Source organism: Neisseria sp. N95_16 (genome assembly GCF_002551535.2).
GTDB lineage: Bacteria > Pseudomonadota > Gammaproteobacteria > Burkholderiales > Neisseriaceae > Neisseria > Neisseria brasiliensis.
In genome coordinates, this window is sequence record NZ_PDBT02000015.1 from 1 (window position 1) to 24,314 (window position 24,314).

Genomic DNA, 24,314 nt, shown 5'->3' on the forward strand with positions numbered 1-24,314 from the left:
CATGTAGCGTAACTCTTCAATCAGCTCTGCCTGAGTTTTTTCATGGTCGGGTTTGTCGACGATAAAGGGATTCTTGCGTTTGGTCTGCATAGTCTTCATAAGCGTAGCCTGTGGGTGTTGAAGTGCGGTTATACCGCCTTGGCAGTAGGCGGCAATCCAACGGCGCAGATGTGTGCGTGAGACGTTGAAATGGTCTGCGGTGCGCTGTTGGCTGTGCACTTGATGGTAATGGAGTACGGCTCGGTATTTGAAGTCTAGTGTATATTTGGACATAAGAAAACTGCACCTTTTTAAAGTTGGGGGAAAGTGTCCAACTTTTGGGGTGCAGTTCATTTTCAGACGGCCTATTTGTTAAGTGTATAAAATATATAACTAAAAATCCTTTCGATACAATCAACCATTCTTTCCTTTTTTTCTGCCTGCCGATTAAAGTGTGTCCGACAACACGATGACACAAAGGAACACACATGGGCAAAATCCGCTTCATCATCGCCTTAACCGCGCTGTCTTTGGCTGCTTGCGGCAGCGGTAAAACCAATACCGAAAAAAGCCAATATAAGAAAATTCTCAACGTGTCCTATGACGTATCGCGCGATTTTTTCAAAGCGTATAACCCCTTGTTTATCGAACATTTCAGCAGAAATCATCCGCATATCGACCTACATATCCAGCAATCACACGGCGGCTCGAGTAAACAAGCCATGTCGGTGGCCAACGGCTTGCCTGCCGATGTTGTGACCATGAACCAAACTTCCGACATCGATTCACTGCAACAACGCGGTTTAGTTAAATCTGATTGGACGCAACGTTTACCGAATAATGCCGTGCCATTTTCCAGCGTGACTGTATTTCTCGTGCGCAAAGGCAATCCGCAAAACGTTTACGACTGGGCAGACTTGGCGCGTGATAACCTGCAAGTTGTGTTCGCCAACCCGAAAACCAGCGGCAACGGCCGTTATGCCTTCTTGGGCGCATACGGCTATGGTTTGAAAGCGAATAACGGCAATGAAGCCGACGCGAAAAACTTTATGCGCAAGCTGCTGAATAATGTGCCAATGTTTGAAAACGGCAGCCGCGCCGCCACCACCAGCTTCACCCAGCGCCAAATCGGCGATGTGTTGATTACCTTGGAAAACGAAGCCAATATCGTCAGCCACCACCTTGCGCCAGGCCAATTCGACATCGTTTACCCAAGCTACACCGTCGAAGCGCAAACCCCCGTCGCCGTGGTTGACAGCGTGGCCGATAAAAAAGATTCCGCAGCCATTTCCAAAGAATACCTAGCATTCTTGTGGAGCAAGCCGGCGCAAGAGTTGGCGGCCGAACTCTACTTCCGCCCGAGTGACAAATCTATTTTGTCCGCCAACCATGCCGATTTTCCCGATTTGGAAACCTTCCGCCCCGACGAAACCTTAGGCACATGGTCGTACATCATGCAGAAATTTTTTGCCGACGGCGGCATGTTTGACGAATTGACGACTACCGCAAAGTAAACCTTTAGGCCGAGATCTTTACAAAACTCCTGCCAAAACCAGCCTACATACAATAGCCGTCATTCCCGCGCAGGCGGGAATCCATCTCAAAATTTAAGAACCCTATTTTATTGAATAGCTTGTTATGCTCAAAAATGGATTCCCGCCTACGCGGGAATGACAGCGGTTTTAGTTTTTATTAATTTTTCATCAGATTTTGTAGATATCTCAGGCCGTCCGAAAGCCTTTCAGACGGCCTGCTACTTATAACCAAAACTGATAACCATCAAATCAAACATTATTTCTCATGTTCAATCAGGCGGTATAAAGTACGCCCATCGATTGAAGGAGCCAACACATGACCATCCGTAACCTCACCCTTGCTGCCATCGCAGCTTCCATAGCCTTAACCGCCTGCACCCCGAAAGAAGAAAAAGCCGCCGACGGCAATGCTGCTGCACCTGCTGCCAATGGCAAAGGCATTACCCTGTTGAACGTGTCTTACGATGTGGCACGCGATTTCTATAAAGAATACAACCCGCTGTTTATCAAAGAATACCAAGCCAAACACAATGGCGCGGAGATTGATGTGCAGCAGTCACACGGTGGCTCAAGCAAACAGGCTTTGTCTGTGGCCAACGGTTTGGCAGCCGATGTGGTGACCATGAACCAAACGTCCGACATCGAATTGCTCGAGCAAAAAGGCTTGGTGAAAAACGACTGGACGCAACGCCTGCCGGATAACGCCGTGCCGTTTACCAGCACCACCGTCTTCTTGGTGCGCAAAGGCAATCCGAAACAGATTCAAGACTGGAGCGACTTAACCAAAGAAGGCGTGCAAATTGTCTTGGCCAACCCGAAAACCACCGGCAACGGCCGCTATGCCTTCTTGGGCGCATACGGCTACGGCTTGAAAGTAAACAACGGCGATGAAGCCAAAACCAACGAATTTGTCGCAGCTTTCCTGAAAAACGCGCCCGTATTTGAAAACGGCGGCCGCGCAGCCACCACCACCTTCAGCCAACGCAACATCGGCGATGTATTGGTCACGTTTGAAAACGAAGCCAACCACGTCAGCAAAAAACTGACCCAAGGCCAATTTGAAATCGTTTACCCGAGCTACACCATTTTGTCGGAAAGCCCGGTTGCCGTGGTTGATTCTGTCGTAGAGAAAAAAGGCACGCAGGAAGCTGCCAAAGAATATTTGGAATATCTGTGGAGCGAACCGGCACAAGAATTGGCAGCCAAGCTTTACCTGCGTCCGCGCAATACCGATGTTTTGGCCAAACACCAAGCCGATTTCCCGGCTATTGAAACCTTCACGCCAAACGAAAAATTCGGCGCATGGGAAGACATCATGAAGAAATATTTTGCCGACGGCGGTCTGGTGGATCAACTGTCGCCTAAGAAATAAAATTTGATGTGTGTAAAAACAGGCCGTCTGAAAATGGATTTGCGTTTTCAGACGGCCTTTTGCTGCTTGTTTTCCGTTAAAATAATGCTTTCTGTTTTTTAGGATTTAAATGTCCGACCGCAAAATCATCCATATCGATATGGACGCGTTCTACGCTTCGGTAGAATTGCGCGAACAGCCGCACCTGAAAGGCAAGCCCGTGGTAGTGGCTTGGGATGGCGCGCGTTCGGTAATTTGTGCGGCTTCTTATGAAGCGCGGCAATTCGGTTTGCATTCGGCGATGTCGGTGGCGACGGCCAAACGGCTTTGCCCGCAGGCTGTCTATATTCCGCCGCATTTTGAGCTTTACCGCCAGGTATCCGCGCAGATTCACGCGATTTTCAGACGGCATACCGATTTAATCGAGCCGCTTTCTTTGGATGAAGCGTATTTGGATGTGACAGTCAACAAACAAAATATCCGCTACGCCAGCGAAATCGCTGAAAAAATCCGCGCCGAAATCTTTGCCGAAACAGGGCTGACCGCTTCCGCAGGCATTGCGCCCAACAAGTTTCTCGCCAAAATTGCGTCCGACTGGCGCAAGCCCAACGGCCAATTTGTGCTGCATCCGCAAAAAATCGAGGCTTTTTTGGAAACGCTGCCGCTGGGCAAAATTCCGGGTGTGGGAAAAGTCACGTTGAAAAAAATGCAGTCGCTGGGCATGCAAACTGCCGGTGATTTGCGCCGCTTCGAGCGTGGCGAACTTTTAAACCATTTCGGCCGCTACGGCTACCGGCTTTATGATTTGGCACGCGGGGTGGATGAACGGCCGGTGAAAGCCAGCCGCGAGCGTTTGCAGATTTCGACCGAAATCACGCTGCCGGAAGATTTATCGCTGGCGCAAACGATCGAACACTTACCGCATTTGGCCGAAGATTTATGGCAACAAATCCAGCGTAAAAATGTCGATGTCAAAGGCGTGACGCTCAAACTCAAAACCCATGATTTCCGTATCATCACCCGTTCGCAGACTTACTCTTCGGTGCTGCCCGACCGCCAAGCCCTACTCAAAGCCGCGCATACCTTGGTCGAACGCGTGCCGCCGCAAACGGAAGATGCGTTTCGCTTAATCGGCATCGGCGTCAGCCACTTATTGCCGAAAAACCAGCAGCAATCACTTTGGTTATAAAGAAATAGAAAAGCATTCTTTCCTTTCGCTTTGCGACAGGCGGACAATGAGGGTATGACAATAATTTCAGACAGCCCGAGCCCTTTGCAAAATCTTCATCTTTGGCACATTTCTTCGTTATGCGCTGCTCGAAAGCTTGCCTATCTTCGTGATATGTCTGCGCTTTCTGTGCTGCTCTAACTTCGGACTGTACTCAAATCTGAAGTTTTGCAAAGGCCTCGGCCTTAAATCATAAAAGGCCGTCTGAAACACAATAAGGAACACCTGCCATGACTTCATTTTTCCGTTCGAGCTTCTGGAAGATTCCCGAAGTAACCGCCGAAGAGCGCCAGCGCCTGCCCCAACCCACCACCACTTTAGAGCAACGTCTGCAAGAAATTGCCGAACGTTTTCCGCAATCTGTGTTTGCTTCCAGCTTGGCGGTTGAAGACATGGTGATTACCGATGCGATATGCCGTCTGAAACTGCCTATCCGCATCATCACGCTCAATACCGGCAAACTCAATCCTGAAACCGAAGCCTTGATAGCCGCCACCAATACGCGTTATCAGACCGAATTGGAAGTGTTCCACCCGATTGAAGCGGATGCGCAAGCTTTTGAAGCACAATTCGGCACCACCGCTATGTACGACAGCATAGAATTACGCCGCCAATGTTGCCATATCCGCAAAATCGAACCGCTCAATCGAGCCTTGGGCAACGCGCCCGCATGGCTCACCGGCCAACGCCGCAGCCAGTCAGATACGCGCAGTGAATTGAATTTTGAAGAGCATGATTCAGGCCGCAATATCGCTAAGTTTAACCCGATTTTTGATTGGGAAGAATTAGATGTGTGGGCGTATGCGCAATCACATGATGTGCCGCTGAACGATTTGTATCACCAAGGCTACCCGAGCATCGGCTGCGAACCGTGCACCCGCCCGGTAAAAGAAGGCGAGAACATCCGCGCGGGGCGCTGGTGGTGGGAAAGCAAAGACAGCAAAGAATGTGGTTTGCACAAATAATGCCTTAAAATACAAAAGGCCGTCTGAAAAATAATTTTCAGACGGCCTTGATTTTATTAATTTCACTTACGCCTTATCCGCGCCCAAAATCATTGAGCCGATACCGGAATCGGTAAAGATTTCCAGCAATAACGCATTTGGCACTCGGCCATCAATGATGTGGGTGGCCTTCACGCCGTTAACTGCAGCCTCTACTGCCGAGCTGATTTTCGGCAGCATACCGCCGTAAAGCGTGCCGTCGGCAATCAATTCATCAATGCGGCTCGGGGTCAAGTTGGTCAAAAGATTGCCTTCTTTATCCAGCACACCGGTGATGTTGGTCATCATCAGAAGTTTTTCGGCGTTGAGCTCTTCCGCTAACTTACCGGCCACCAAGTCGGCATTGATGTTGAACGCTTCACCTCGTTTACCCACGCCAATCGGGGCAACCACAGGGATTTGGCCGTTGTCGATCAAGCCTTGAATCAGTGTGGTGTCGATGCTTTCCACTTCACCGACTTGGCCGATGTCCACGCCCGGGTTTTCAGGGGTGTTGATGAGCAGTTTTTTGGCTTTGATAAAATGGCCGTCGCGACCGGTCACGCCGACAGCTTTGCCGCCATGAGTGTTAATCATTGACACGATTTCTTTGTTGACATGACCGCCCAACACCATTTCAACGATGTCCATGGTTTCGCCATCAGTCACGCGCATGCCTTGTACGAACACGCCTTCTTTGCCGACACGCTCGAGCATATCGTTAATCTGCGGGCCGCCGCCATGCACAATCACGGGGTTGATGCCCACCAGTTTCAGCAACACGATGTCGCGGGCAAAGCCTTCTTTCAAGGCCGGTTCGGTCATGGCGTTGCCGCCGTATTTAATCACGATGGTCGAGCCGGAAAAGCGGCGGATATACGGCAGGGCTTCGGATAAAATCGCGGCTTTGTCGGCTGCCGAAATATGTTTCATATCGTTCATGAATCTACTCTTTAATTGTTAACAATTTTAGTTTTGGAATATTAATACCAAAGGCCGTCTGAAACAAGCCGAAACGTAAAAGGATTTATGATTTGCCTGAAATGTTTTAGAATAACGGGCTATTAAACTTCTATTCCACACAGGAATCCCCCATGATGAAAATCAGCAGCCAATTTGACGCCGGTTCGGTGATTGTGAACGATTTAAGCAACCCGGGCAATATCCGCCTGTCGCTTCGCCCCGACAATGCCGCCGATTTTGCACAATGGTTTTATTTCCGTCTGCAAGGCGCAGCGTATCAAAATTGCGTGATGCATTTCGACAATGCGGCTCAAGCGGCTTATCCCGACGGCTGGGAAGAATACCAAGCCTGCGCCTCTTACGACCGCCAAAATTGGTTCCGCGTGCCGACTTATTATGAAAACGGCGTGCTGACCATCAACCACACGCCTTTGTCCAACAGTGTGTATTACGCTTATTTCGAGCCTTATTCACACGAGCAGCATTTGAACTTATTGGGCGACGCCCAAGGCAGCGGCTTGTGTCAAATCGATGATTTGGGCAGCACCGTGCAAGGTCGCGACATCAATTTGCTGACCATCGGCAACCAAGTCGAAAGCGATTTGAAAGTGTGGATTATCGCGCGCCAACATCCGGGCGAAACCATGGCGGAATGGTTTGTCGAAGGCTTTTTAGGCCGTCTGCTCGACCCGCAAGACCCAACCGCCCGCGCCCTGCTCGACCGTGCCACATTTTACATCGTACCAAACATGAATCCTGACGGCTCGGTATTGGGCAACCTGCGCACCAATGCCGCCGGTGCTAATTTGAACCGTGAATGGCAAAATCCAAGCATGGAACACAGCCCAGAAGTGTATGTGGTGCGCGAAAAAATGCGTGAAACCGGCGTGGATTTGTTCCTTGATATTCACGGCGACGAAGGTTTGCCGTTTGTGTTCGTGGCAGGTACCGAAGGCGTGCCGAGCTATAACGAACGCATTGCCGCGTTGGAAACCCAGTTCAAACAAGCTCTGCTCGCCGCCAGCCCGGATTTCCAAGACGAAATCGGCTATCCGAAAGACGAAGCCGGCCAAGCCAATTTGAGCATGGCCACGTCATGGGTCGGCGAGCAATTCAAATGCTTGGCTTACACGCTGGAAATGCCGTTTAAAGACAACAACAACCTGCCTGACGACGATTTCGGCTGGAACGGCCAACGCTCGCTGCGTTTGGGCGAAGCGATGGTTTCGGCAATTTGGAATGTATCGGGCGATTTGCGCTAAGTATTTTAATGATTAAAAGGCCGTCTGAAAGCGAGACATTTTTTCAGACGGCCTGAGACCTATGCAAAACCCCAGATTTGAGTACAGTTCGGAGTGAGAGCAGCGCAGAAAGCGCAGACATATCACAAAGATAGGCAAGCTTTCGAGCAGCGCATAACGAAGAAATGTGTCAAAGATGGGGATTTTACAAAGGTCTCAGCCTTTATCTGCATTTATTTAAGGATCCCCCATGATTATTCACCCCCAGTTTGACCCTGTACTCATCAGCATAGGCCCGTTGGCCATCCGCTGGTATGCCTTAAGCTATATTGTCGGCTTTGTGCTGTTTATCTGGCTGGGTCGTCGCCGCATTGCACAAGGCAACACTTTGTTCACCAAAGAAATGCTGGATGACTTTCTCACTTGGGGCATTTTGGGCGTGATTCTCGGCGGCCGCTTGGGCTATATTTTGTTTTACAAATTGTCCGACTATCTGGCCGACCCAATCAGCATGCTCAAAGTGTGGGAAGGCGGCATGTCGTTCCACGGTGGTTTCTTGGGCGTGGTCGTGGCAATGTGGCTCTTCAGCCGCAAACACAACATCAGCGTGTGGAAAACCATGGATTTTGTGGCGCCACTGGTTCCGCTGGGCTTGGCTTCCGGCCGCATCGGCAACTTCATCAACGGCGAGCTGTGGGGACGCGTCACCGACCCGAGCGCTTTCTGGGCGATGGGCTTCCCGCAAGCCCGTTACGAAGACTTGGAAGCCGCGGCGCACAATCCGCAATGGGCAGAATGGCTCAACCGATTCGGCATGTTGCCGCGCCATCCTTCGCAGCTTTACCAATTCGCGCTGGAAGGCATTTGCCTGTTTATCTTGGTGTGGGTGTTTTCTAAAAAGCCGCGCCCTGCCGGACAAGTGGCGTCTTTATTTCTGGGCGGCTACGGCTTTTTCCGCTTCATTGCCGAATTTGCCCGCCAACCCGACGATTATTTGGGCTTATTGACGTTGGGCTTGTCAATGGGACAATGGCTGAGCGTACCGATGATTGTGTTGGGTGCGGTTGGTTTTGTGTATTTCGGTAAGAAAAACGCTGTGAATTAATAGGAGGCCGTCTGAAACATTCAGACGGCATTTTATTCAAGGTATTTCATGAACAAACAACTTCTTCATCTCAACGATAAAACAGTTTCCGTTTACTTAAGCAGCCAAGCAAATACGCCGCTGTTCTTAACTTTTTTAAGCCAAGAAGAAGCCAACGATTTAGCCGCCTTGATTGCAGACCAAGCCCTTTTAGTGTCCATCGACGAACCCAATTGGGAACATGCTTTCACACCATGGCAGGCACCGGCTGCGTTTAAAAAAGCACCTGATTTCAGCGGCGGCGCAGACGACTATTTGTGCTGGCTGATTGATTCGGTCTTGCCCGAAGCGACCCAATCATTTTCTTTGCAACCGCAATGGACAGCCTTAATTGGCTATTCCTTAGGCGGTTTGTTTGCGGCGTATTCCGCTTATCAGGCCACGCCATTCAGCCGTATTGCTTCGGTTTCCGGCTCGCTGTGGTTCGACAGTTGGTCAGAATTTGTGGCCGAACACAGCTTGCAAACACCGCCGCAAAAAGCCTATTTTTCACTCGGCGACAAAGAGAAAAACACCAAAAATCTGCGCATGAGCGTTGTGGAAGATGCCACACGCGCCACGCAAGCCAACTGGCAGCAGCAAGGCATTGATACCGCATTTGAGCTCAACAACGGCGGCCACTTCGAGCAAGTGCCGCAGCGCATGGCTAAAGCGGTTGCGTATTTGTTGAGTGAATAAGCAAGTCTTCAGACGGCCTATCCATTTGAATCATCTGAATCAATAAAACATCGCAGCGCAGTTTCAGGTAAAATACGCGCTTGAATGTTTCCATTATTTCCCCATAAAACCATGTCCAAAAAAACCAAACAAGAATTAGAAAACAACAAACTCAACAAACGCTTGCGCCATGCGGTCGGCGCGGCGATTAATGATTTCAATATGATTGAGCCGGGCGACAAGATTATGGTCTGCTTGTCGGGCGGTAAAGACAGCTATGCGCTGTTGGATATTTTGCGCCAACTGCAAGCCAGTGCACCGATTGAATTTGATTTGGTCGCCGTGAATCTCGACCAAAAGCAGCCCGGTTTCCCAGAGCATGTGTTGCCGGAGTATCTGCAAAGCATTGGTGTCGATTACAAAATTGTCGAAGAAGACACCTACTCCACCGTGAAACGCGTGCTTGAAGAAGGCAAGACCACCTGCTCGCTGTGCAGCCGTTTGCGCCGCGGTATTCTGTATCGCACGGCAAAAGAATTGGGCTGCACCAAAATCGCACTTGGCCACCACCGCGATGATATTTTGGCCACCATGTTTTTGAATATGTTCTATGGCGGCAAACTCAAAGCCATGCCGCCTAAATTGGTCAGCGACAATGGCGAGCATATCGTCATTCGCCCACTGGCGTATGTAAAAGAAAAAGACCTGATTAAATACGCCGAGCTGAAGCAATTCCCGATTATTCCGTGTAATCTATGCGGCTCGCAACCCAACCTACAACGCCAAGTCATCGGCGATATGCTGCGTGATTGGGATAAACGCTTCCCCGGCCGTATTGAATCGATGTTCTCCGCGCTGCAAAACGTGGTGCCGTCACATTTGGCCGACCCTGAATTGTTTGATTTTGCCGGTTTGGAACGCGGTCAAAACTTGAAACACGGCGGCGATTTGGCATTTGACAGCGAAACTGTGCCCGAACGTTTTGTTTCAGACGGCCTCGATGATGAAGATGACAGCGAAGTCAAAATCGAAACGGAAAAGCCCAGCCGCAAAGTGATTAATATTTTGGCCAGCAAACCGAAAAACTGCGGCGCTTGATAGACCAAATTCAAAATCCGGACACTATTTGCCCGGATTTTGATATTTTTGCAAAGCGTTAACCTGTAATGCAAGGCTTTGCCCTACAATAGGCCGTCTGAATATAACACACACTTATCTTTAAGGAACATGCATGACTGCTGCTTTAATCACCCTATCTTTAATCCTGATTCTCGTTGGCCTGCTCGGCACGATTTACCCCGCCATTCCGGGCTTAGGTCTGATGTTTGGCGGCGCGTGGCTGCTGGCGCATGTTAACGATTATCAAATTTTCGGTACCACGACATTGGTATTTTTGGGCATCGTTACCGTCATCGGTACGGCGATGGATTATGTGGCGGGCATGCTGGGCGCGAAATACACCGGTGCCAGTAAATTAGCCATTTGGGGAGCGTTTATTGGTGGTGTGGTCGGCGCATTTTTAGGCTTGCCTGGTTTACTGTTCGGCCCACTATTGGGTGCGGGCATCGGCGAATTTCTGACCCGCAAAGACATGTGGCAGGCGGGTAAAGTGAGCATTGGCACCTTTATCGGCTTCATCATCGGCACGGTTGCCAAAGTCGGCTGCGCATTGGCGATTATCTTGACTTTACTGACCGTGTGGATTGTCAGCCTGTTTTAATCTATTTTAAATCAACAACAAAGGCCGTCTGAAATTTTTCAGACGGCCTTTTCTATTAAAAATCAATTAGTTTTTACCGCAACAGGCTTTGTATTTTTTACCGCTCTCACAGGGGCAAGGATCGTTGCGACCGATTTTGTCACCTTCGCGGCGCACGGTTTGCGGTTTATTAATCACGGCTTGCCAGTAGCTGTAGATATCCAGCAATACATGCGGCAGGTCGGATTCCAGCTCGGTCAATTCTTTGTCGGTCAAATGCAGGATTACTTCGCCATTTTCTTCTTCGTCATAAATGCCGCCCAGCGCCATAATCGGGTAGAACAAATCTTCAAATTCTTCTTGGTTGACCGCTTCAAACCAATCGGTCGGCACCACATCTAGGGCATACAGATAAGCGTTACACCATGTGTAAAAATCAGGATTGCCCGCATCGTCTTCATACAGCCACAAATCCGGCAGTTTTTTATCCGCCAATTGGCTGCGCATGTCCATCGCCAAAGCCAATACCAAGCGCTCGACTTCGGTACGCTCTTTGGCTTCAAACAATGATTCATCACCCAACACTTCCGGCAACCAGTCGTTTGGATTCAAGGCATCAGGGCCGCTCAACAAGGCCATCATAAAGCCTTGCACTTCGTCGCAGCGCATGGTGTTGTGTTCTAAAGATTTGGCATCGAGCAACTCAATCAGGCGGTTGCGTGAGGCTTCGTCAAAAGTGCTTACTTGCATGGAGGTTCCTTTTCAATATTTTCAGACGGCCTAAACCGTTAATGGTGTATTCTTTGGCGCATCTGCTCAAACAGGCAGACAGTAGCCGCCATGGCGACATTCAGCGATTCGGTTTGCCCCAGCATCGGAATCTTGACGCTGGCACTCACCTTTTCCAACACTTCCGCACTGACACCGCTGCCTTCGTTGCCAAATACCCAAGCGGCCGGTTGGTGCAGTTTCATGTCGTAAAGATTAAAATTATTGTGCTCACTCAAGGCGGTTGCCCAAACCGTATCTTGATATTCTGCCAGCCATTGCATCATTGGCACGCGACTGTGGATGTTCAGCAAAAAATGCGCGCCCATTGCCGCTCGCAATACTTTTGGCGACCACACATCTGCGCTGTCTTGGCTGAGTATTAAATGTGGCACAGCGCAAGCTGCAGCGCTGCGGATGATGGTGCCGACATTGCCAGGATCTTGCACGCATTCCAACACCACGCAATCGCCTTCTTTCGGCCATGCTGGTTGATGCGGAATATCGATTAAGGTCATCACATCATCAGAATCGGTCAGACTGGTGATTTTGGATAAGGCTTCATTGCTGACCCACGTCATCAGGTTGACCGGAATGGCTTCGGCCAAACGGCGGATTTCATGATGATTGGCTTTGGATTCAGGCAAATAGACCTGCACGGGTTTGCCACCCGCATCAAGATAGCTTTGCAGTAGATGCACGCCTTCCAATACGGTTTGCCCGTGTTGGCGGCGCGCTTTGGATTGGGAAAGCAGCTTGGCCAAATGCTTGAGCTGCTCATTTTGGGCAGAAGTAATCAGTTTCATGCCGTGCATTATAGCTGCTTTCAGACGGCATGGTGAGGCCGTCTGAAAATAAAAAAGCCTTTACATGATGTAAAGGCTTTTTGAGTTCTTTCAATAACGAAGGGCTTCATACTGCTCTAGCTTAACAATGTTTCTAATATATTTGGTTTCCCGATATATTTTATAAACGGCTTATAAACAGGCAAAAATCCATTACTAACCTGAAAATCCTGATTAACCTGTAAATTGGCCACTGCTAACGATACATTATCAGGACGTGTAATAATTGGCCAAACTTGTCTGACAGACGGCAAAACATAACATTCTTGCAATATTTTTTTAACTGATTTATGACCAAACATCGACTTTATTACATCTTTATTGGTCATGTTACGAAGCACACCTACATCCATTAATACCTGTTCGCTCAATCCAAATTTATGTGGTTTTAAAATAAACCCATTTTCTAACAAGATATCTTTCAGACGGCCTCGATGCCCCCCTTCATGGGACACCCATGGATAATGCTCTGTTGCCATGGCTCTGATATACAAAACATCCCGGTAAAAATCGACGGATTTATCATCAAACTGCCATTGCGCAGATTCCGCTTCCCGTAAAACTCTGGCCATATCGGATAAAGTTTTATGCGACGGCAAACGGATTTCGTGAACTTGAAAAAAATGATGCAACACGCGACGACGACGCAAATCACTCAACCCACGCCACCGGCCAACCTGAAACAGGCCGTCTGAAAGGATATAGCGATAATCATCTTGCGTGATTTCGTTCAACAAAGCCAAATCATCTTGCATACTGCGTACATTGGCCAAAATTTGCTGATGAATATTCGGCACTTTCTGCTGCCATTGCGGCAAAGCTTCGTGGCGGATCCAATTGCGCAAATAGCTGGCGTCTTGGTTGCTTTCGTCTGTCACATAAGCTAAGTCATGCTCGACAGCATAGTGTTCTAAAACAGCTCTTGGCACATCTAAAAGCGGCCGCCAAATTTTGATGCTTTGGTTTAAATCACGCCATTTCGGCATGGCGGCGAGTGAGCGGACTCCACCACCGCGGGCTACTCCAAGCATAAAGGTTTCGATTTGGTCGTTTTGATGATGAGCCAAAGCCAAAATATCACACAGGCCGTCTGAGAATACACGGTAGCGTTCTGCTCTTGCCGCCGCTTCAATGCCTTTTCCTTTTGCATTAATGGTCACTTTGGCGATGCGCAAATCAACATTCAATTGGGTGCACAATACTTGGCAAAACGCTGTCCACTCATCGGCAAACGGACTTAAACCGTGATGGACGTGTACGGCATTGAGCCTAAAATTTTTCTGTTCGCGCAAACGAGCCAGCAAATGCAGCAAGACTACCGAATCCAATCCGCCGCTTAAGCCCACCTCAATACTCAATTTATTGCTTGGTTGCGGTAATGCTGCTGCCAATAAAGCTAATAAATCCATTTTCCAATTCCATTGTTTTCAGATGGCCTAAATGCAAAAACAAGCAGGCACTAGCCTGCTTGTTTTCATGATAATCATAATTACAAAAATTATTTCTCGGTGAATTTACCGTATGCCATGATGCGGTCGAAACGACGAGTCAATAAATCTGCCATCGGAATGCTTTGCGCATCACGCAATTGCTCTTCCAAAACATGTTTCACACTCAACATCACTGCCTCCGTATCCCGATGTGCGCCCCCCAAAGGCTCGTCAATAATGCGGTCGATTAAGTCCAACTCTTCCAAGCGCTTGGCAGTGATACCCAAAGCTTGTGCGGCATCGGCGGCTTTTTCAGCAGTTTTCCACAGAATCGATGCACAACCTTCCGGTGAAATCACCGAATAAGTCGAGTATTGCAACATATTCACATAATCGCCCACGGCAATCGCCAATGCACCGCCCGAACCACCTTCACCGATAATGGTGCAGATTACCGGTACACGCAAGCGGGTTAATTCGTATAAATTGCGGCCGATGGCTTCTGATTGGCCGCGCTCTTCCGCACCAATGCCCGGATAAGCTCCCGGCGTATCAACAAAAGTCATCACCGGCAAACCGAATTTTTCAGCAGTTTGCATTAGGCGTAAGGCTTTACGGTAACCTTCAGGACGCGGCATACCGAAATTGCGGCGGATCTTTTCTTTGGTATCACGGCCTTTTTGGTGACCGATGACCACCACGCTTTGACCGTTGAAACGTGCCAAACCGCCCACAATGGCATAATCGTCGGCAAAATGACGGTCGCCGTGCAACTCTTCAAAATCGGTAAAAATCGCGTTGATGTAATCTAAGGTGTAAGGACGCTGAGGGTGACGTGAAACCTGTGAAATCTGGGCAGGTGTCAGCTTGCTGAAAATAGATTTGGTTAAATCATTGCTTTTCTTTTGCAGGCGGGAAATTTCGTCTGAAATATCAACAGCCGACTCACCTTGAACGAAGCGCAGCTCGTCGATTTTATTGGTCAGCTCAGCAATAGGTTGTTCGAAATCTAAAAAAACAGGTTTCATACGATGAAGCTCTCATGAATAAGATTCTGCTGCAATCATACGCTAATCAGGCAATTTTAGCAGCAGTTTGCACAAAAAATATGCAGCATTTTGGTAAAAATCAGGGCTTCCCCATGATTTTCAGACGGCCTGATTGATTTTTAGTATAGATACACTAATACATCAGGTGGCGTATCTTATGATAAACTCAGAATCAATTCAAATCTTTTCTGACACGCTTATGAAAAACGAACAAGACAATCACACCATGCGCCTGGATAAATGGCTGTGGGCCGCGCGCTTTTTCAAAACCCGTGCACTGGCACAAAAACACATCGAGCTTGGCCGCATTCAGGTAAACGGTGCCAAAGTGAAAAACAGCAAATACATCGTGGTTGGCGACACCATCAACATGACCTTAAATTCACTGCCTTATAAATTCAAAGTATTGGCGCTCAATCACCAACGCCGCCCTGCGCCGGAAGCCAGATTGCTCTATCAAGAAGATACCAAAACAGCCACCGAGCGCGAAAACCAAAAGCTGCTGGATCAGGCCAGCCGCATTACCGCCGCCTACCCTGACGGCCGGCCGACGAAACGCGACCGCCGACAATTGGATAAAGTTAAACGCGATACTTGGTAAACCTAATATTAACAAGGCCGTCTGAAATTTCAGACGGCCTTAAATATAAGAAAAACAAGCGTTTGAACATCCTAAAAAATGTAGGTCGGATACTTGTATCCGACAATCTTAAACGCACTGTAAGGCTAGTCGGCTTATGGATAAAATGGCTCAGGAAAATTTGAAAATATTAGGCCGCTAGGTAGAAACTGATTGCCAGCAAAGAAAAATACAAAAACCATTTGGTCAATTTTCGTGCGATGATTGCGGCAAAAAGCACGGGGAACTTTTATGCCATCTGAAAAGTTTTATCATCTTTCAGACGGCATTGAGAATGTCGGATACGAGTATCCGACCTACGCTTACTAAAACCGCCACCGAGCGCAAAAATCAAAAGCTGCTTGATCAGGCCAGCCGCATTACAGCCGCCTACCCTGACGGCCGGCCAACGAAACGCGACCGCCGACAATTGGATAAAGTCAAACGTGATACTTGGTAAACCTAATATTAACAAGGCCGTCTGAACGTTCAGACGGCCTCTTTAATGTATGCTAAGAAAAAATTAGAATTTATATTCTACTTGGCCACGCACCACATTCACATCTTGTTTGTCGCCGCCAACAGTGGCGGTAACTTGTTTACCGTGCAAGTAGAAGCCTTTTACTTTCCAGTTTTTCCAAGGAATGTAAGTTGCACCCAATTGAACGCCTTGAACGTTTTTGCTGTAGTCTTCAACCGAAGACACGCCCGACAACGAACCCACGCGGCGATAGTTCAAGAACACGTCATAAGAATTGCGCACATCCCAATCCGCCAATTTGTAGCGAACTTCGGTAAATACGCCGTCGTTTTTGATTTTTTGGCCGACATCGTTGTAGGCTTTAATGTTGGATTTGCTGACCGCAGCCATCCAGCGCCAATCATCATTGAATTTGATGTCGGTACCCAATTCGCCGAATACGGCATTTTTGGCATCATGACGATCGCCAATGTCCACATCTTTCATGTAGCTGACAGTTGCGCCAACATTGATGTTTTCATTCACAGGGTAAGTGCTTTGAATCGAAGCAAAATGTTTGCGACGGCCGCCTATACCCCAGATATTGTCGTTAAAGTAACCGGTTCGGCGGCCTGCGCTCACTTTAGTTGGCAATACTTTGTTATCAAAGAACAATTCAGCACCAGTCACTTCGGTATCCCAAACGCGGCCGTATGAAGAGAATGCGCCAAATTTACCCACACGTGCTTTGATGCTGTGGTCGCCAAAATTGTAAACTGTACCTTCAGCATAGAGTTTGTTCACCGGCACATCATGGTCGCCACGGAATTTACCGGTTTCCAAATCGATGTTTGGCTCAATTTGCGCTACGGCTTTCCAGTCTTTATACAGATTTGCACGCACCCAAAATTCAGCGTTAAATTCGCTGTGTGTATTCTCCGGAGTCGGATTTACGCCACTGTTGTTGGCTCTGGTATCTTCACTGTCAACGCGCACACGGAAAGCGCCGTTTACAGTCAGCAAATCATTAAAAATGCTGATTTTATCGTCATCTTTACGAATAATACTGCCGGAATTCACATAATCGCCGGTGGTCGACAAAGCAGCGGCATCACGCTCGCTATCGGCAGGATTGGCCGCGACAAAAGGCGCAGCAGCTAAAGCAGACAAACAACAGCAAAAGTTTTTTGAATTTTCATGCAAATCTCCAATTTATCGAAGCAGTAAACAACCGTTTTGTTTTGATTGTTGTAGTCGGATTTGAAACAAAACAAGCAACAACAATTTATAGGTAATGTGGTTAAAACAGCTGCCAACCACATCGGTGTTACTCAGCTACACGTTTAAAAATTTTCCGTGTTATATCACGCAACATATTAAATTATGTAACTAATGTGACAACAATGCTATGTAGTTTACTGTATTACGTCAAGAAAATTTTACATGAATTAAAAAATAAACTGATTAATTTGATGAAAATCAACTTTATTGTAGGCCGTCTGAACGACATTTCGCTAAAAATTTATGCAAAACTACTATAAATCATCAAAAAATAAATATGATGTAGTTTTATTTAATTTATTTTAAAACAATGTATTAATCATTTCATCTAATGCTGTTTGCCGCTTTTTCTGGATTTTTACTGCCCATTCAAAGATTTTTTTGTTGCCCCAAAACACAAAACGCTTCTGCGCACGAGTGATACCTGTGTACAACAGCGCATTATTTAAGCTGTTTAACACGTCATCACTTTCATTGGCCATATCAATACTCGGCGGCAGCAACCACACTTCACGATATTCGGAGCCTTGGCTTTTGTGTACAGTCATGGCAAATGCCGTTTCATAAGGCGGTAGCCGACTGATGGGGATTTTTCTGAAACTGTCTGCAAACGGGAAATACGCCGCCAAGCCATTAGCCGATTCGCCATCCGGCATAATCAAGCCGATGTCGCCATTGAACACATCTAACGCATAATCATTGCGCGTGATCATTATCATTTGTCCGGCAAACCATGGCATATCGCCCGATATACGCTGTTTAGCCTGTAAATGGCGGAAATAAGCCTGATTAAAGTTTTCCGCATCTTGGCGCCAAGCCGTTAACACCACCACATCCGCCGCATGGCCGAATGCCAGCGCCACATTGCCGCTCTCGACTGCCTGCCAGTATTTTTCATGCTTGTGATACAAGTATTCGGCTTGGTGTTTCATGTCGGCATGCAATACCTGCAATTCATCCGGAAAGCGTTCAAACTGCGCCCACGCTGTTTCACTGTCACCTGAAACCACTGCCCGCGCCAAGCAACCGATGCCGCTATCCGTACCAAAACGGTGGCTAACCTGCAAATGGGCGATGTTTTGCGATAAAGCCGGCGGATGTTCGGCAACTTTAAATGTATGCTGCGGCAAATATTCGCTTAAACGGCGATGAGTGTCTTCATCCAAAACGGTTTCGCGCGATAAGGCGGCCAATACTGCGCCCACACCAACCGACGGCAATTGAAATTCATCCCCCAAAAAGATTACGCGGCAACCGCTCGGAATGGCTTTGAGCAATTGCAACAACAGCGATAAATCGAGCATCGATGCTTCATCCACCACCAACACATCCAAAGGCAAAGGCTGTTCTGCATGAAAGGCCGATTGCATTTGCGGTGGGCGCAGCTTCAATAGGCGATGCACGGTTTGGCCTTCTAAAAGCAACAAGTGTTGCTTAATACGTTCAGGCAAATCAAAGCGATCTAAAGCACGATGCAGCGCGCGTGCCATATGCGCGGCTGCTTTGCCTGTCGGTGCAGCCAAGGCAATGCGCGGTAAGCTGGTGGCATTATCGCAAATCAAACCCAATAATTTGGCAACCGTGGTCGTTTTACCGGTGCCCGGCCCGCCTGTAATCAGCATAAACGCTTGCAGCAAAGCCAAACCGGCGGCATCGCGCTGTCCTTCGCTGCCTATTTCGGCAAACCAGTTTTGCAGATTTTGCGAAGCCTGCAGCCAATCAACATCATCAACAGAGGCCGTGGCCAGCCGCTTGATTTCAACCGCTAAATCGTGTTCCAACTGCCAAAGCCTGCCCAAAAACAAACGCCGCCCGTTCAGCACCAGCGGCGTTTCACCATCGGTGCCCACCACCAAAACAGCACGTTTCAAGGCTGCCGCTTCTTTATCGCTGACCCAGATAAACGAATGCCCGCTTTGCAGCGCGCTAAACAAGGCTTCAACATAAGGGGTCACCACCACCGCATCTTCGGGCGCGTAGTGTTGCAAAAACTGGGTTGCAGCCAAGGCCGCTGCTTGGTTCAAATCGATGGGCGCATTCATTTTGTTTTCTCACGAAATAAACTGAGACCTTTGCAAAGCCCTAAATTTAAGTACAGTTTAAAGTTGTAGCAGCGCAGAAAGCGCAGACATATCACAAAAAGACTAAGCTTTCGAGCAGCACACAACGAAAAATGTGCCAAAGATAGGGTTTTACAAAGGTCAAAGGCCGTCTGAAAGTTTAACATCACACTTTCAGACGGCCTATTATACCGTTTTACATCTATTTGCCATACGGATTATTTGTCTTGCAAACGCCCGTCCTGCATGGTCATCACGCGCTCGAAACGCACAGCCAATTCATCGTCATGCGTGACCACAATCAGGCTGGTGCCGAGTTCGTTTTTCAAATCCAGCATCATGTCGAGTACGTTTTGCGCATTTTTACGGTCGAGATTACCGGTCGGCTCATCGGCCAACAAACATTTCGGCTGCGTCACCAGCGCACGGGCAATGGCGGCACGTTGTCGCTCCCCGCCTGACAATTCGCTCGGGCGATGCAGCATACGCTGTTTCAAACCGACTTTTTCCAACATCACCGCCGCTTGTGCTTCAGCTTCGGCTTTTGTTTTTTTGCCGATGAGCAAAGGCATCATCACATTTTCCAAAGCAGAAAATTCAGGCAGAAGATGGTGGAATTGATACACGAAGCCTAAATATTGATTGCGCAACAAGCCCAACTGCTTTTGGCTCATTTGCCCCAAATCCTGACCCATCAAGGTTACACGACCTTCAGACGGCATATCCAAGCCACCCAAAATGTGTAAAAGCGTTGATTTGCCGCTACCTGACGAACCAATAATGCTGACACTCTGACCTTGCGCCACTTCCAAATTCAAGCCGTTTAATACCTGCACGTTCAGCGCGCCGTCTTTGTAGCTTTTGCCGACGTTCTCACATTTCAACACGATATTATTCATAGCGCAAAGCCTCCGCAGGTTGGGTTTTCGCCGCGCGCCAGCTTGGATACAGCGTGGCGATAAAGGCCAAAGCCAAAGAAATACAAGCGATCACGGCTACATCTTTCATGTTGACATCGCTTGGCAGGTAATCGATGAAATAAATTTGTGAATTAATCAGATGCACGCCGAAGAGTTTTTCAAAGAATGCCACGATTTTGCCGACATTCCAGCCCAGCAACACGCCGCAGACCACGCCGATTAAGGTGCCGAAAAAGCCGGCAAACGCGCCCTGCACCATGAAAATCTTCATCACACCGGCAGGCGACAAACCCAAAGTGCGTAAAATCGCAATATCGGCCTGCTTCTCGGTCACCGCCATCACCAATGACGACACCAAATTAAACGCCGCCACAGCAATAATCAGCGTCAAGATGATGAACATCATGCGTTTTTCCAACTCAACCGCTTCAAAATAGCTGCGGTTGCTAAACGTCCAATCGCGCACCCAAACGTCTTGCTGCTCGGCTGCCGGAATCAGGTTGGCGATAAAGTCAGGTGCATTTTGCGGGTTGGCCAGTTTCAGGCGCAAACCGCCGACACCATCGCCCAAGCGATACAACACCTGCGCATCTTGAATATGCGTCATTGCCAGTGAGTTATCCACTTCATACACACCGGTTTTGACAATGCCGACCACGTTAAACTGCTTCAAACGCGGTACCACACCCGCCGGCGTGACGTTGCCTTCAGGTGTAATCACCGTCACTTTTCCACCCGGCTCCGCGCCCAACGCCTGTGCCAAGCCTTCGCCCAAAATAATGTCGAAGCTGCCCGGTTTCAAATCATCGAAACTGCCGACCGGCATGTCTTTGCCGTAATCGACCACATTTTTTTCTTCAGACGGCAAAATACCGCGAATCTGTACACCGCGCACTTCACCCGAATTGGCCAACAAGGCTTGGTCGGATACATAAGGCGCGCTGGCCAAGACTTCTTTTTTGTCTTTAATATAACGGCGCAAATCCTGCCATTCGGCACCGTTGCCATTGTCGAAATAACCGATTTCGGCATGCGGTGCGACGTTTAACAACTGCCCGCGGATTTCTTTTTGAAAGCCATTCATCACCGACAGCACCACAATCAGCGCGGTCACGCCCAATGCGATGCCCGCAATCGAAATCATGGTGATGAACGACATGAATCCGTTGCGTTTTTTCGCCCGCAGATAACGCAGGCCGATCCAAGATTCTAAAGAAGCCATTTATTTAAAGCGCCTTCGTTTTACAATAAAAGCGGTATTGTACCGTAAAACGTGCAGGCCGTCTGAAACGCCTACGGCATAAAAAACAACTGTAAAGACTGACCTTGTAAACCACAATTTCGGTAAAATCCGCCGAAAAATTTGCATTTGCAGCAAATCGGCTTTATCCTAGTCTCAACGGCACCTGCTTGGTGCCATCAATAAGGACGAATATCCAATGAAAACCACAAAACTCTTAGCTTTATCCGTAGCCGCTGCTGCTTTAGCGTTCAGCGTGAATGCGTATGCCGCTAAAGAAGTTAAAATTGCTTCCAACAACACACCTTACTCTGACACACACGTGCAGCAATTGGCTGCCACTGCATTGGGCATGGGCGTGAAAGAACCGGTCAGCCTCACCCGCTCGGGCGGTAATGTTGTCGTATCCGGCAGCGGTAGCACCAAATGTACCTTTAAAGTAGGCGAAGGCGATGCACCAAAAATTCAGGGCGTAAACTGCAAATAATCTGCTTCCAATATCAAAGGCCGTCTGAAAATTCAGACGGCCTTTTGCATATTTGTTCTTTTATTCTTTCACCATGCGCCGCTCATACACCGCCTGCGCCAAGGTGCCCGCATCGACATATTCCAATTCTCCGCCCAGCGGAATGCCGCGTGACAATCGGCTGATTTTATAAGGCAAGTTTTTAAATAATTCCGACAACACATAGGCTGTGGCATCACCTTCTGCAGTGAAGTTGGTGGCGATGATGATTTCATCGATTTCACTTTGCTGCAAACGCTCAATCAGCTTATCCAAAGCAATCGCCGAGATATCCATGTTTTGCGCCGGGCTAATCTGCCCCATCAGCACAAAATACAAACCATCGTGGCAATGCGCGGTTTCCATGTTCGACACATCCGCCGGCATATGCACAATCATCAGGCGGCTTTTGTCGCGGCTTTCATCGGCACAAATGTCGCAAATCTTGTTTTCGGTAAACGTGTTGCACAAGCGGCAATGGTGTACTTGTTTCAGCGCATGTTGCAGGGCATCAACCAATTCTTGCGCTTCTTCGCGCTTGTGTTGCAATAATTGATGCGCCATGCGCTGTGCGGATTTGGGGCCGACATTGGGCAGCACTTTCAAGGCATTAATCAATCGGCCGAATGCGTCGGGTTGTTTACTCATATTGTTCAGACGGCCTCGCCGCTTTCCATGAATCTTAATAAACCAAACGGCCGGAACACCGGCCGTCTGAATCCATCCGTTATTCTGTCGGATTCACTTTTTGAGCGCCTTGCTCTTGTTTGATTTTTTTGTTCAGGTATTGCAACAATTGGTCAAACACATTGGCAGTTTGCTGCTGCACCACAGCCTGCTTAGCTGCCGGCAATTGCTCGTTGACATTTTCCGGCGACTTGATGGCCTGCACTTCCAAAATCACCGGAGCCGGCAAGCCTTCGAGCTTCACATAAGCCGGTTTGTCTTCAGCCGGACGCGCTTTCAACAATTCCGCATAGGCTTCAGGCGGCATAGATTGACGCGCTTGCTGGGCATTCAAATCAGAAACCGGCGACCATTCCACTGCTGTTTTCTGCCCTGATTTCAAATCAGCCAAAGCTTCATCGGCTTTTTTCTCGGCCATTTTACGCGCTTCGGTCAGCAAATAAGCCGAGCGCACTTCTTCTTTCACTTCTTCAAATGGTGCGGTTTTCTCTTCACGCACTTCTTTGGCGCGAACTACCCACACCACATCCGGCGCAACGGTAATCGGCTCGGAATTGTGTTTTTTCTGCAAAACATCTTCGCTAAAAATCGCCGCAATCAGCTCATCCGGCATACCGGCCGCCTTGCCGTTGGCTTGGGTCAGCCATTCATCAGGCGCTTCAACTTTCAGGTTCAGTTTTTTGGCGACTTCAGTCAGGCTATTCGGATTATTGAATGTTTCTTCAGCCAATTGCTCTTTAAGCTTGTTGAATTCGCCGGAAACTTTTTTCAGCTTCAATTCGTTTTCAATGCGGGCTTTTTCCTGCTCGAAAACTGGCTTGTTGTCGGCCGGAGCCGCTGCGGCTTGCTCATCAAATGCTTTGCGTACTTCTTCTTCGCTCACGCGTTGTTTGGCCGCCAACTCATTGGCATCCAAAGCCACATATTCGATTTTGGCTGCTTGCGGAATCACATAATCTTTTTTATTGGCATCATAAAAACCTTGCACCGCTTTATCGTCAACCTTGATTTGACCGGCCAACATTTCCGGGCTAAAAGTCACCGAACGCACCGTGCGCGTAGCTTGAGTAAGATTTACCAATTGCGCCGCTTGCGCATCGCTGACGATGGTGCCGTTTTGAACCAAGTTGAGCAGATTTTGCAATTCAAATTGCTCACGGATTTCATCGACAAATTGGTCTTCACTCATGCGGCGCTGGTCAAGATACTGCGTCAGCATCGCTTGACTGAATTTGCCGCTGGCATCGTGAAAACTTGGGTCATCCACAATGATTTGTTTGATTTGTTCCTGCGACACCGCAATGCCCATCATTTTCGCACCTTGGGTCAGATAGGCGCGTTGCAGCAAAGATTGGAACACTGCATCACGTGATTCATTGCCACCTGCAGCCTGCGCATTCTGCATGGCCACGTTTAAAGCGTGATCGCTCACCTTCTGATCACCAACTTTAACAATATAATCCGAACCCGGCGCAGCAACCGTGCTCACACCGAAACCGACAAAGGTCAACGCAATCAAACCCAATAAAATCTGAGCGGGCAATTTATATTTTTCAACGGAATGGAACATAACAACTCAATAAAGATATGTAGATGGCAAACGCGTATTGTAACGTTTTTTTCGTGAATCTGCACTTCAATTCACGCTTTTCAGACGGCCTTTCGAGAGA

At 48.4% G+C, this 24,314-nt stretch carries 23 protein-coding genes and 1 pseudogene; 12 read left to right on the top strand and 12 right to left on the bottom strand.

Annotated elements, in window-relative coordinates; translation table 11 throughout:
- On the bottom strand, nucleotides 1–273 hold a 273-nt coding region (locus CRG49_RS03785), incomplete at its 3' end, for a helix-turn-helix domain-containing protein (protein ID WP_097784577.1).
- Nucleotides 274–467: 194 nt separating this feature from the next.
- Between CRG49_RS03785 and CRG49_RS03790 the strand changes: the two genes are divergently transcribed.
- From CRG49_RS03790 to CRG49_RS03805, 4 genes are all read left to right on the top strand, one after another.
- The gene (locus CRG49_RS03790; protein ID WP_095503175.1) at nucleotides 468–1,493 is read left to right on the top strand and encodes a sulfate ABC transporter substrate-binding protein; all 1,026 of its coding nucleotides are present in this window, start codon (nucleotides 468–470) and stop codon (nucleotides 1,491–1,493) included.
- A gap of 337 nt (nucleotides 1,494–1,830) precedes the next feature.
- Nucleotides 1,831–2,886, top strand: coding sequence for a sulfate ABC transporter substrate-binding protein (locus CRG49_RS03795; protein WP_095503176.1), 1,056 nt, complete (start codon nucleotides 1,831–1,833; stop codon nucleotides 2,884–2,886).
- Between the two features lie 109 nt (nucleotides 2,887–2,995).
- Complete coding sequence (gene dinB, locus CRG49_RS03800; RefSeq protein WP_095503177.1) at nucleotides 2,996–4,054, top strand: DNA polymerase IV; 1,059 nt, start codon at nucleotides 2,996–2,998, stop codon at nucleotides 4,052–4,054.
- Nucleotides 4,055–4,323: 269 nt separating this feature from the next.
- Complete coding sequence (locus CRG49_RS03805) at nucleotides 4,324–5,058, top strand: phosphoadenylyl-sulfate reductase (RefSeq protein ID WP_095503178.1); 735 nt, start codon at nucleotides 4,324–4,326, stop codon at nucleotides 5,056–5,058.
- Nucleotides 5,059–5,124: 66 nt separating this feature from the next.
- Here CRG49_RS03805 and argB read toward each other — a convergent pair whose 3' ends face one another.
- A complete protein-coding gene (gene argB / locus CRG49_RS03810; protein ID WP_095503179.1) occupies nucleotides 5,125–6,018 on the bottom strand; it encodes an acetylglutamate kinase in 894 nt (297 codons plus the stop codon).
- A 152-nt stretch (nucleotides 6,019–6,170) separates the two neighbouring features.
- Here argB and CRG49_RS03815 point away from each other — a divergent pair, with 152 nt between their 5' ends.
- The 5 genes from CRG49_RS03815 to CRG49_RS03840 all read left to right on the top strand — a co-directional run bounded on the left by CRG49_RS03815 (nucleotide 6,171) and on the right by CRG49_RS03840 (nucleotide 10,801).
- The gene (locus CRG49_RS03815; protein WP_095503180.1) at nucleotides 6,171–7,301 is read left to right on the top strand and encodes a M14-type cytosolic carboxypeptidase; all 1,131 of its coding nucleotides are present in this window, start codon (nucleotides 6,171–6,173) and stop codon (nucleotides 7,299–7,301) included.
- A 229-nt stretch (nucleotides 7,302–7,530) separates the two neighbouring features.
- Nucleotides 7,531–8,385, top strand: coding sequence for a prolipoprotein diacylglyceryl transferase (gene lgt / locus CRG49_RS03825; protein ID WP_095503181.1), 855 nt, complete (start codon nucleotides 7,531–7,533; stop codon nucleotides 8,383–8,385).
- Between the two features lie 48 nt (nucleotides 8,386–8,433).
- Nucleotides 8,434–9,102, top strand: a complete 669-nt coding sequence (locus tag CRG49_RS03830; protein WP_095503182.1) for an alpha/beta hydrolase — start codon at nucleotides 8,434–8,436, stop codon at nucleotides 9,100–9,102.
- Between the two features lie 111 nt (nucleotides 9,103–9,213).
- Nucleotides 9,214–10,179: a tRNA 2-thiocytidine(32) synthetase TtcA gene (ttcA, locus tag CRG49_RS03835; protein WP_095503210.1), complete on the top strand. Its 966-nt coding sequence runs from the start codon at nucleotides 9,214–9,216 to the stop codon at nucleotides 10,177–10,179.
- A gap of 133 nt (nucleotides 10,180–10,312) precedes the next feature.
- Nucleotides 10,313–10,801: a DUF456 domain-containing protein gene (locus CRG49_RS03840; RefSeq protein ID WP_095503183.1), complete on the top strand. Its 489-nt coding sequence runs from the start codon at nucleotides 10,313–10,315 to the stop codon at nucleotides 10,799–10,801.
- A gap of 66 nt (nucleotides 10,802–10,867) precedes the next feature.
- Here CRG49_RS03840 and CRG49_RS03845 read toward each other — a convergent pair whose 3' ends face one another.
- From CRG49_RS03845 to CRG49_RS03860, 4 genes are all read right to left on the bottom strand, one after another.
- A complete protein-coding gene (locus CRG49_RS03845; RefSeq protein WP_095503184.1) occupies nucleotides 10,868–11,530 on the bottom strand; it encodes a YecA family protein in 663 nt (220 codons plus the stop codon).
- Nucleotides 11,531–11,568: 38 nt separating this feature from the next.
- Entirely contained in the window at nucleotides 11,569–12,354 is a 786-nt protein-coding gene (locus CRG49_RS03850; protein WP_095503211.1) for an RNA methyltransferase, read from the bottom strand.
- Nucleotides 12,355–12,470: 116 nt separating this feature from the next.
- Nucleotides 12,471–13,802: a tRNA lysidine(34) synthetase TilS gene (gene tilS / locus CRG49_RS03855; protein WP_095503185.1), complete on the bottom strand. Its 1,332-nt coding sequence runs from the start codon at nucleotides 13,800–13,802 to the stop codon at nucleotides 12,471–12,473.
- Between the two features lie 89 nt (nucleotides 13,803–13,891).
- Nucleotides 13,892–14,851: an acetyl-CoA carboxylase carboxyltransferase subunit alpha gene (locus CRG49_RS03860; protein ID WP_095503186.1), complete on the bottom strand. Its 960-nt coding sequence runs from the start codon at nucleotides 14,849–14,851 to the stop codon at nucleotides 13,892–13,894.
- A 220-nt stretch (nucleotides 14,852–15,071) separates the two neighbouring features.
- Between CRG49_RS03860 and CRG49_RS03865 the strand changes: the two genes are divergently transcribed.
- On the top strand, nucleotides 15,072–15,473 hold the full coding sequence (locus CRG49_RS03865; RefSeq protein WP_095503187.1) for an RNA-binding S4 domain-containing protein: 402 nt from the start codon (nucleotides 15,072–15,074) through the stop codon (nucleotides 15,471–15,473).
- A gap of 346 nt (nucleotides 15,474–15,819) precedes the next feature.
- Nucleotides 15,820–15,951, top strand: a pseudogene (locus tag CRG49_RS03870) (RNA-binding protein); the annotation flags it as partial.
- A 63-nt stretch (nucleotides 15,952–16,014) separates the two neighbouring features.
- On the opposite strand, the gene CRG49_RS03875 reads toward CRG49_RS03870, so the two are convergent.
- From CRG49_RS03875 to CRG49_RS03890, 4 genes are all read right to left on the bottom strand, one after another.
- The gene (locus tag CRG49_RS03875; protein ID WP_229436864.1) at nucleotides 16,015–17,121 is read right to left on the bottom strand and encodes a hypothetical protein; all 1,107 of its coding nucleotides are present in this window, start codon (nucleotides 17,119–17,121) and stop codon (nucleotides 16,015–16,017) included.
- A 413-nt stretch (nucleotides 17,122–17,534) separates the two neighbouring features.
- Nucleotides 17,535–19,274, bottom strand: a complete 1,740-nt coding sequence (gene recD / locus CRG49_RS03880; RefSeq protein ID WP_095503189.1) for an exodeoxyribonuclease V subunit alpha — start codon at nucleotides 19,272–19,274, stop codon at nucleotides 17,535–17,537.
- 236 nt (nucleotides 19,275–19,510) lie between these two features.
- Complete coding sequence (lolD, locus tag CRG49_RS03885) at nucleotides 19,511–20,191, bottom strand: lipoprotein-releasing ABC transporter ATP-binding protein LolD (RefSeq protein WP_095503190.1); 681 nt, start codon at nucleotides 20,189–20,191, stop codon at nucleotides 19,511–19,513.
- Nucleotides 20,184–21,434, bottom strand: a complete 1,251-nt coding sequence (locus CRG49_RS03890) for a lipoprotein-releasing ABC transporter permease subunit (protein ID WP_095503191.1) — start codon at nucleotides 21,432–21,434, stop codon at nucleotides 20,184–20,186. Before CRG49_RS03890 ends, lolD begins: the two co-directional genes overlap by 8 nt.
- 217 nt (nucleotides 21,435–21,651) lie before the next feature.
- Between CRG49_RS03890 and CRG49_RS03895 the strand changes: the two genes are divergently transcribed.
- Nucleotides 21,652–21,939 carry a hypothetical protein gene (locus CRG49_RS03895; protein ID WP_095503192.1) on the top strand — a complete coding sequence of 96 codons (288 nt, stop codon included), beginning with the start codon at nucleotides 21,652–21,654 and terminating at the stop codon, nucleotides 21,937–21,939.
- A gap of 60 nt (nucleotides 21,940–21,999) precedes the next feature.
- On the opposite strand, the gene recR is transcribed toward CRG49_RS03895, so the two are convergent.
- Both recR and CRG49_RS03905 read right to left on the bottom strand, forming a co-directional pair.
- Nucleotides 22,000–22,605, bottom strand: coding sequence for a recombination mediator RecR (recR, locus tag CRG49_RS03900; RefSeq protein WP_095503193.1), 606 nt, complete (start codon nucleotides 22,603–22,605; stop codon nucleotides 22,000–22,002).
- A gap of 79 nt (nucleotides 22,606–22,684) precedes the next feature.
- On the bottom strand, nucleotides 22,685–24,214 hold the full coding sequence (locus tag CRG49_RS03905) for a SurA N-terminal domain-containing protein (RefSeq protein ID WP_095503194.1): 1,530 nt from the start codon (nucleotides 24,212–24,214) through the stop codon (nucleotides 22,685–22,687).
- Nucleotides 24,215–24,314 lie beyond the last annotated feature (100 nt).

What these genes read in the sequence shown, in the direction of transcription:
- CRG49_RS03860 (WP_095503186.1), bottom strand. Translation starts at nt 14,851, where the DNA reads ATGAAACCTGTTTTTTTAGATTTCGAACAACCTATTGCTGAGCTGACC.
- argB (WP_095503179.1), bottom strand. Translation starts at nt 6,018, where the DNA reads ATGAACGATATGAAACATATTTCGGCAGCCGACAAAGCCGCGATTTTA.
- CRG49_RS03790 (WP_095503175.1), top strand. Translation starts at nt 468, where the DNA reads ATGGGCAAAATCCGCTTCATCATCGCCTTAACCGCGCTGTCTTTGGCT.
- CRG49_RS03830 (WP_095503182.1), top strand. Translation starts at nt 8,434, where the DNA reads ATGAACAAACAACTTCTTCATCTCAACGATAAAACAGTTTCCGTTTAC.
- recD (WP_095503189.1), bottom strand. Translation starts at nt 19,274, where the DNA reads ATGAATGCGCCCATCGATTTGAACCAAGCAGCGGCCTTGGCTGCAACC.
- tilS (WP_095503185.1), bottom strand. Translation starts at nt 13,802, where the DNA reads ATGGATTTATTAGCTTTATTGGCAGCAGCATTACCGCAACCAAGCAAT.
- lolD (WP_095503190.1), bottom strand. Translation starts at nt 20,191, where the DNA reads ATGAATAATATCGTGTTGAAATGTGAGAACGTCGGCAAAAGCTACAAA.
- recR (WP_095503193.1), bottom strand. Translation starts at nt 22,605, where the DNA reads ATGAGTAAACAACCCGACGCATTCGGCCGATTGATTAATGCCTTGAAA.
- CRG49_RS03795 (WP_095503176.1), top strand. Translation starts at nt 1,831, where the DNA reads ATGACCATCCGTAACCTCACCCTTGCTGCCATCGCAGCTTCCATAGCC.
- dinB (WP_095503177.1), top strand. Translation starts at nt 2,996, where the DNA reads ATGTCCGACCGCAAAATCATCCATATCGATATGGACGCGTTCTACGCT.
- CRG49_RS03890 (WP_095503191.1), bottom strand. Translation starts at nt 21,434, where the DNA reads ATGGCTTCTTTAGAATCTTGGATCGGCCTGCGTTATCTGCGGGCGAAA.
- lgt (WP_095503181.1), top strand. Translation starts at nt 7,531, where the DNA reads ATGATTATTCACCCCCAGTTTGACCCTGTACTCATCAGCATAGGCCCG.
- CRG49_RS03850 (WP_095503211.1), bottom strand. Translation starts at nt 12,354, where the DNA reads ATGAAACTGATTACTTCTGCCCAAAATGAGCAGCTCAAGCATTTGGCC.
- ttcA (WP_095503210.1), top strand. Translation starts at nt 9,214, where the DNA reads ATGTCCAAAAAAACCAAACAAGAATTAGAAAACAACAAACTCAACAAA.
- CRG49_RS03905 (WP_095503194.1), bottom strand. Translation starts at nt 24,214, where the DNA reads ATGTTCCATTCCGTTGAAAAATATAAATTGCCCGCTCAGATTTTATTG.
- CRG49_RS03845 (WP_095503184.1), bottom strand. Translation starts at nt 11,530, where the DNA reads ATGCAAGTAAGCACTTTTGACGAAGCCTCACGCAACCGCCTGATTGAG.
- CRG49_RS03805 (WP_095503178.1), top strand. Translation starts at nt 4,324, where the DNA reads ATGACTTCATTTTTCCGTTCGAGCTTCTGGAAGATTCCCGAAGTAACC.
- CRG49_RS03840 (WP_095503183.1), top strand. Translation starts at nt 10,313, where the DNA reads ATGACTGCTGCTTTAATCACCCTATCTTTAATCCTGATTCTCGTTGGC.
- CRG49_RS03895 (WP_095503192.1), top strand. Translation starts at nt 21,652, where the DNA reads ATGAAAACCACAAAACTCTTAGCTTTATCCGTAGCCGCTGCTGCTTTA.
- CRG49_RS03865 (WP_095503187.1), top strand. Translation starts at nt 15,072, where the DNA reads ATGAAAAACGAACAAGACAATCACACCATGCGCCTGGATAAATGGCTG.
- CRG49_RS03815 (WP_095503180.1), top strand. Translation starts at nt 6,171, where the DNA reads ATGATGAAAATCAGCAGCCAATTTGACGCCGGTTCGGTGATTGTGAAC.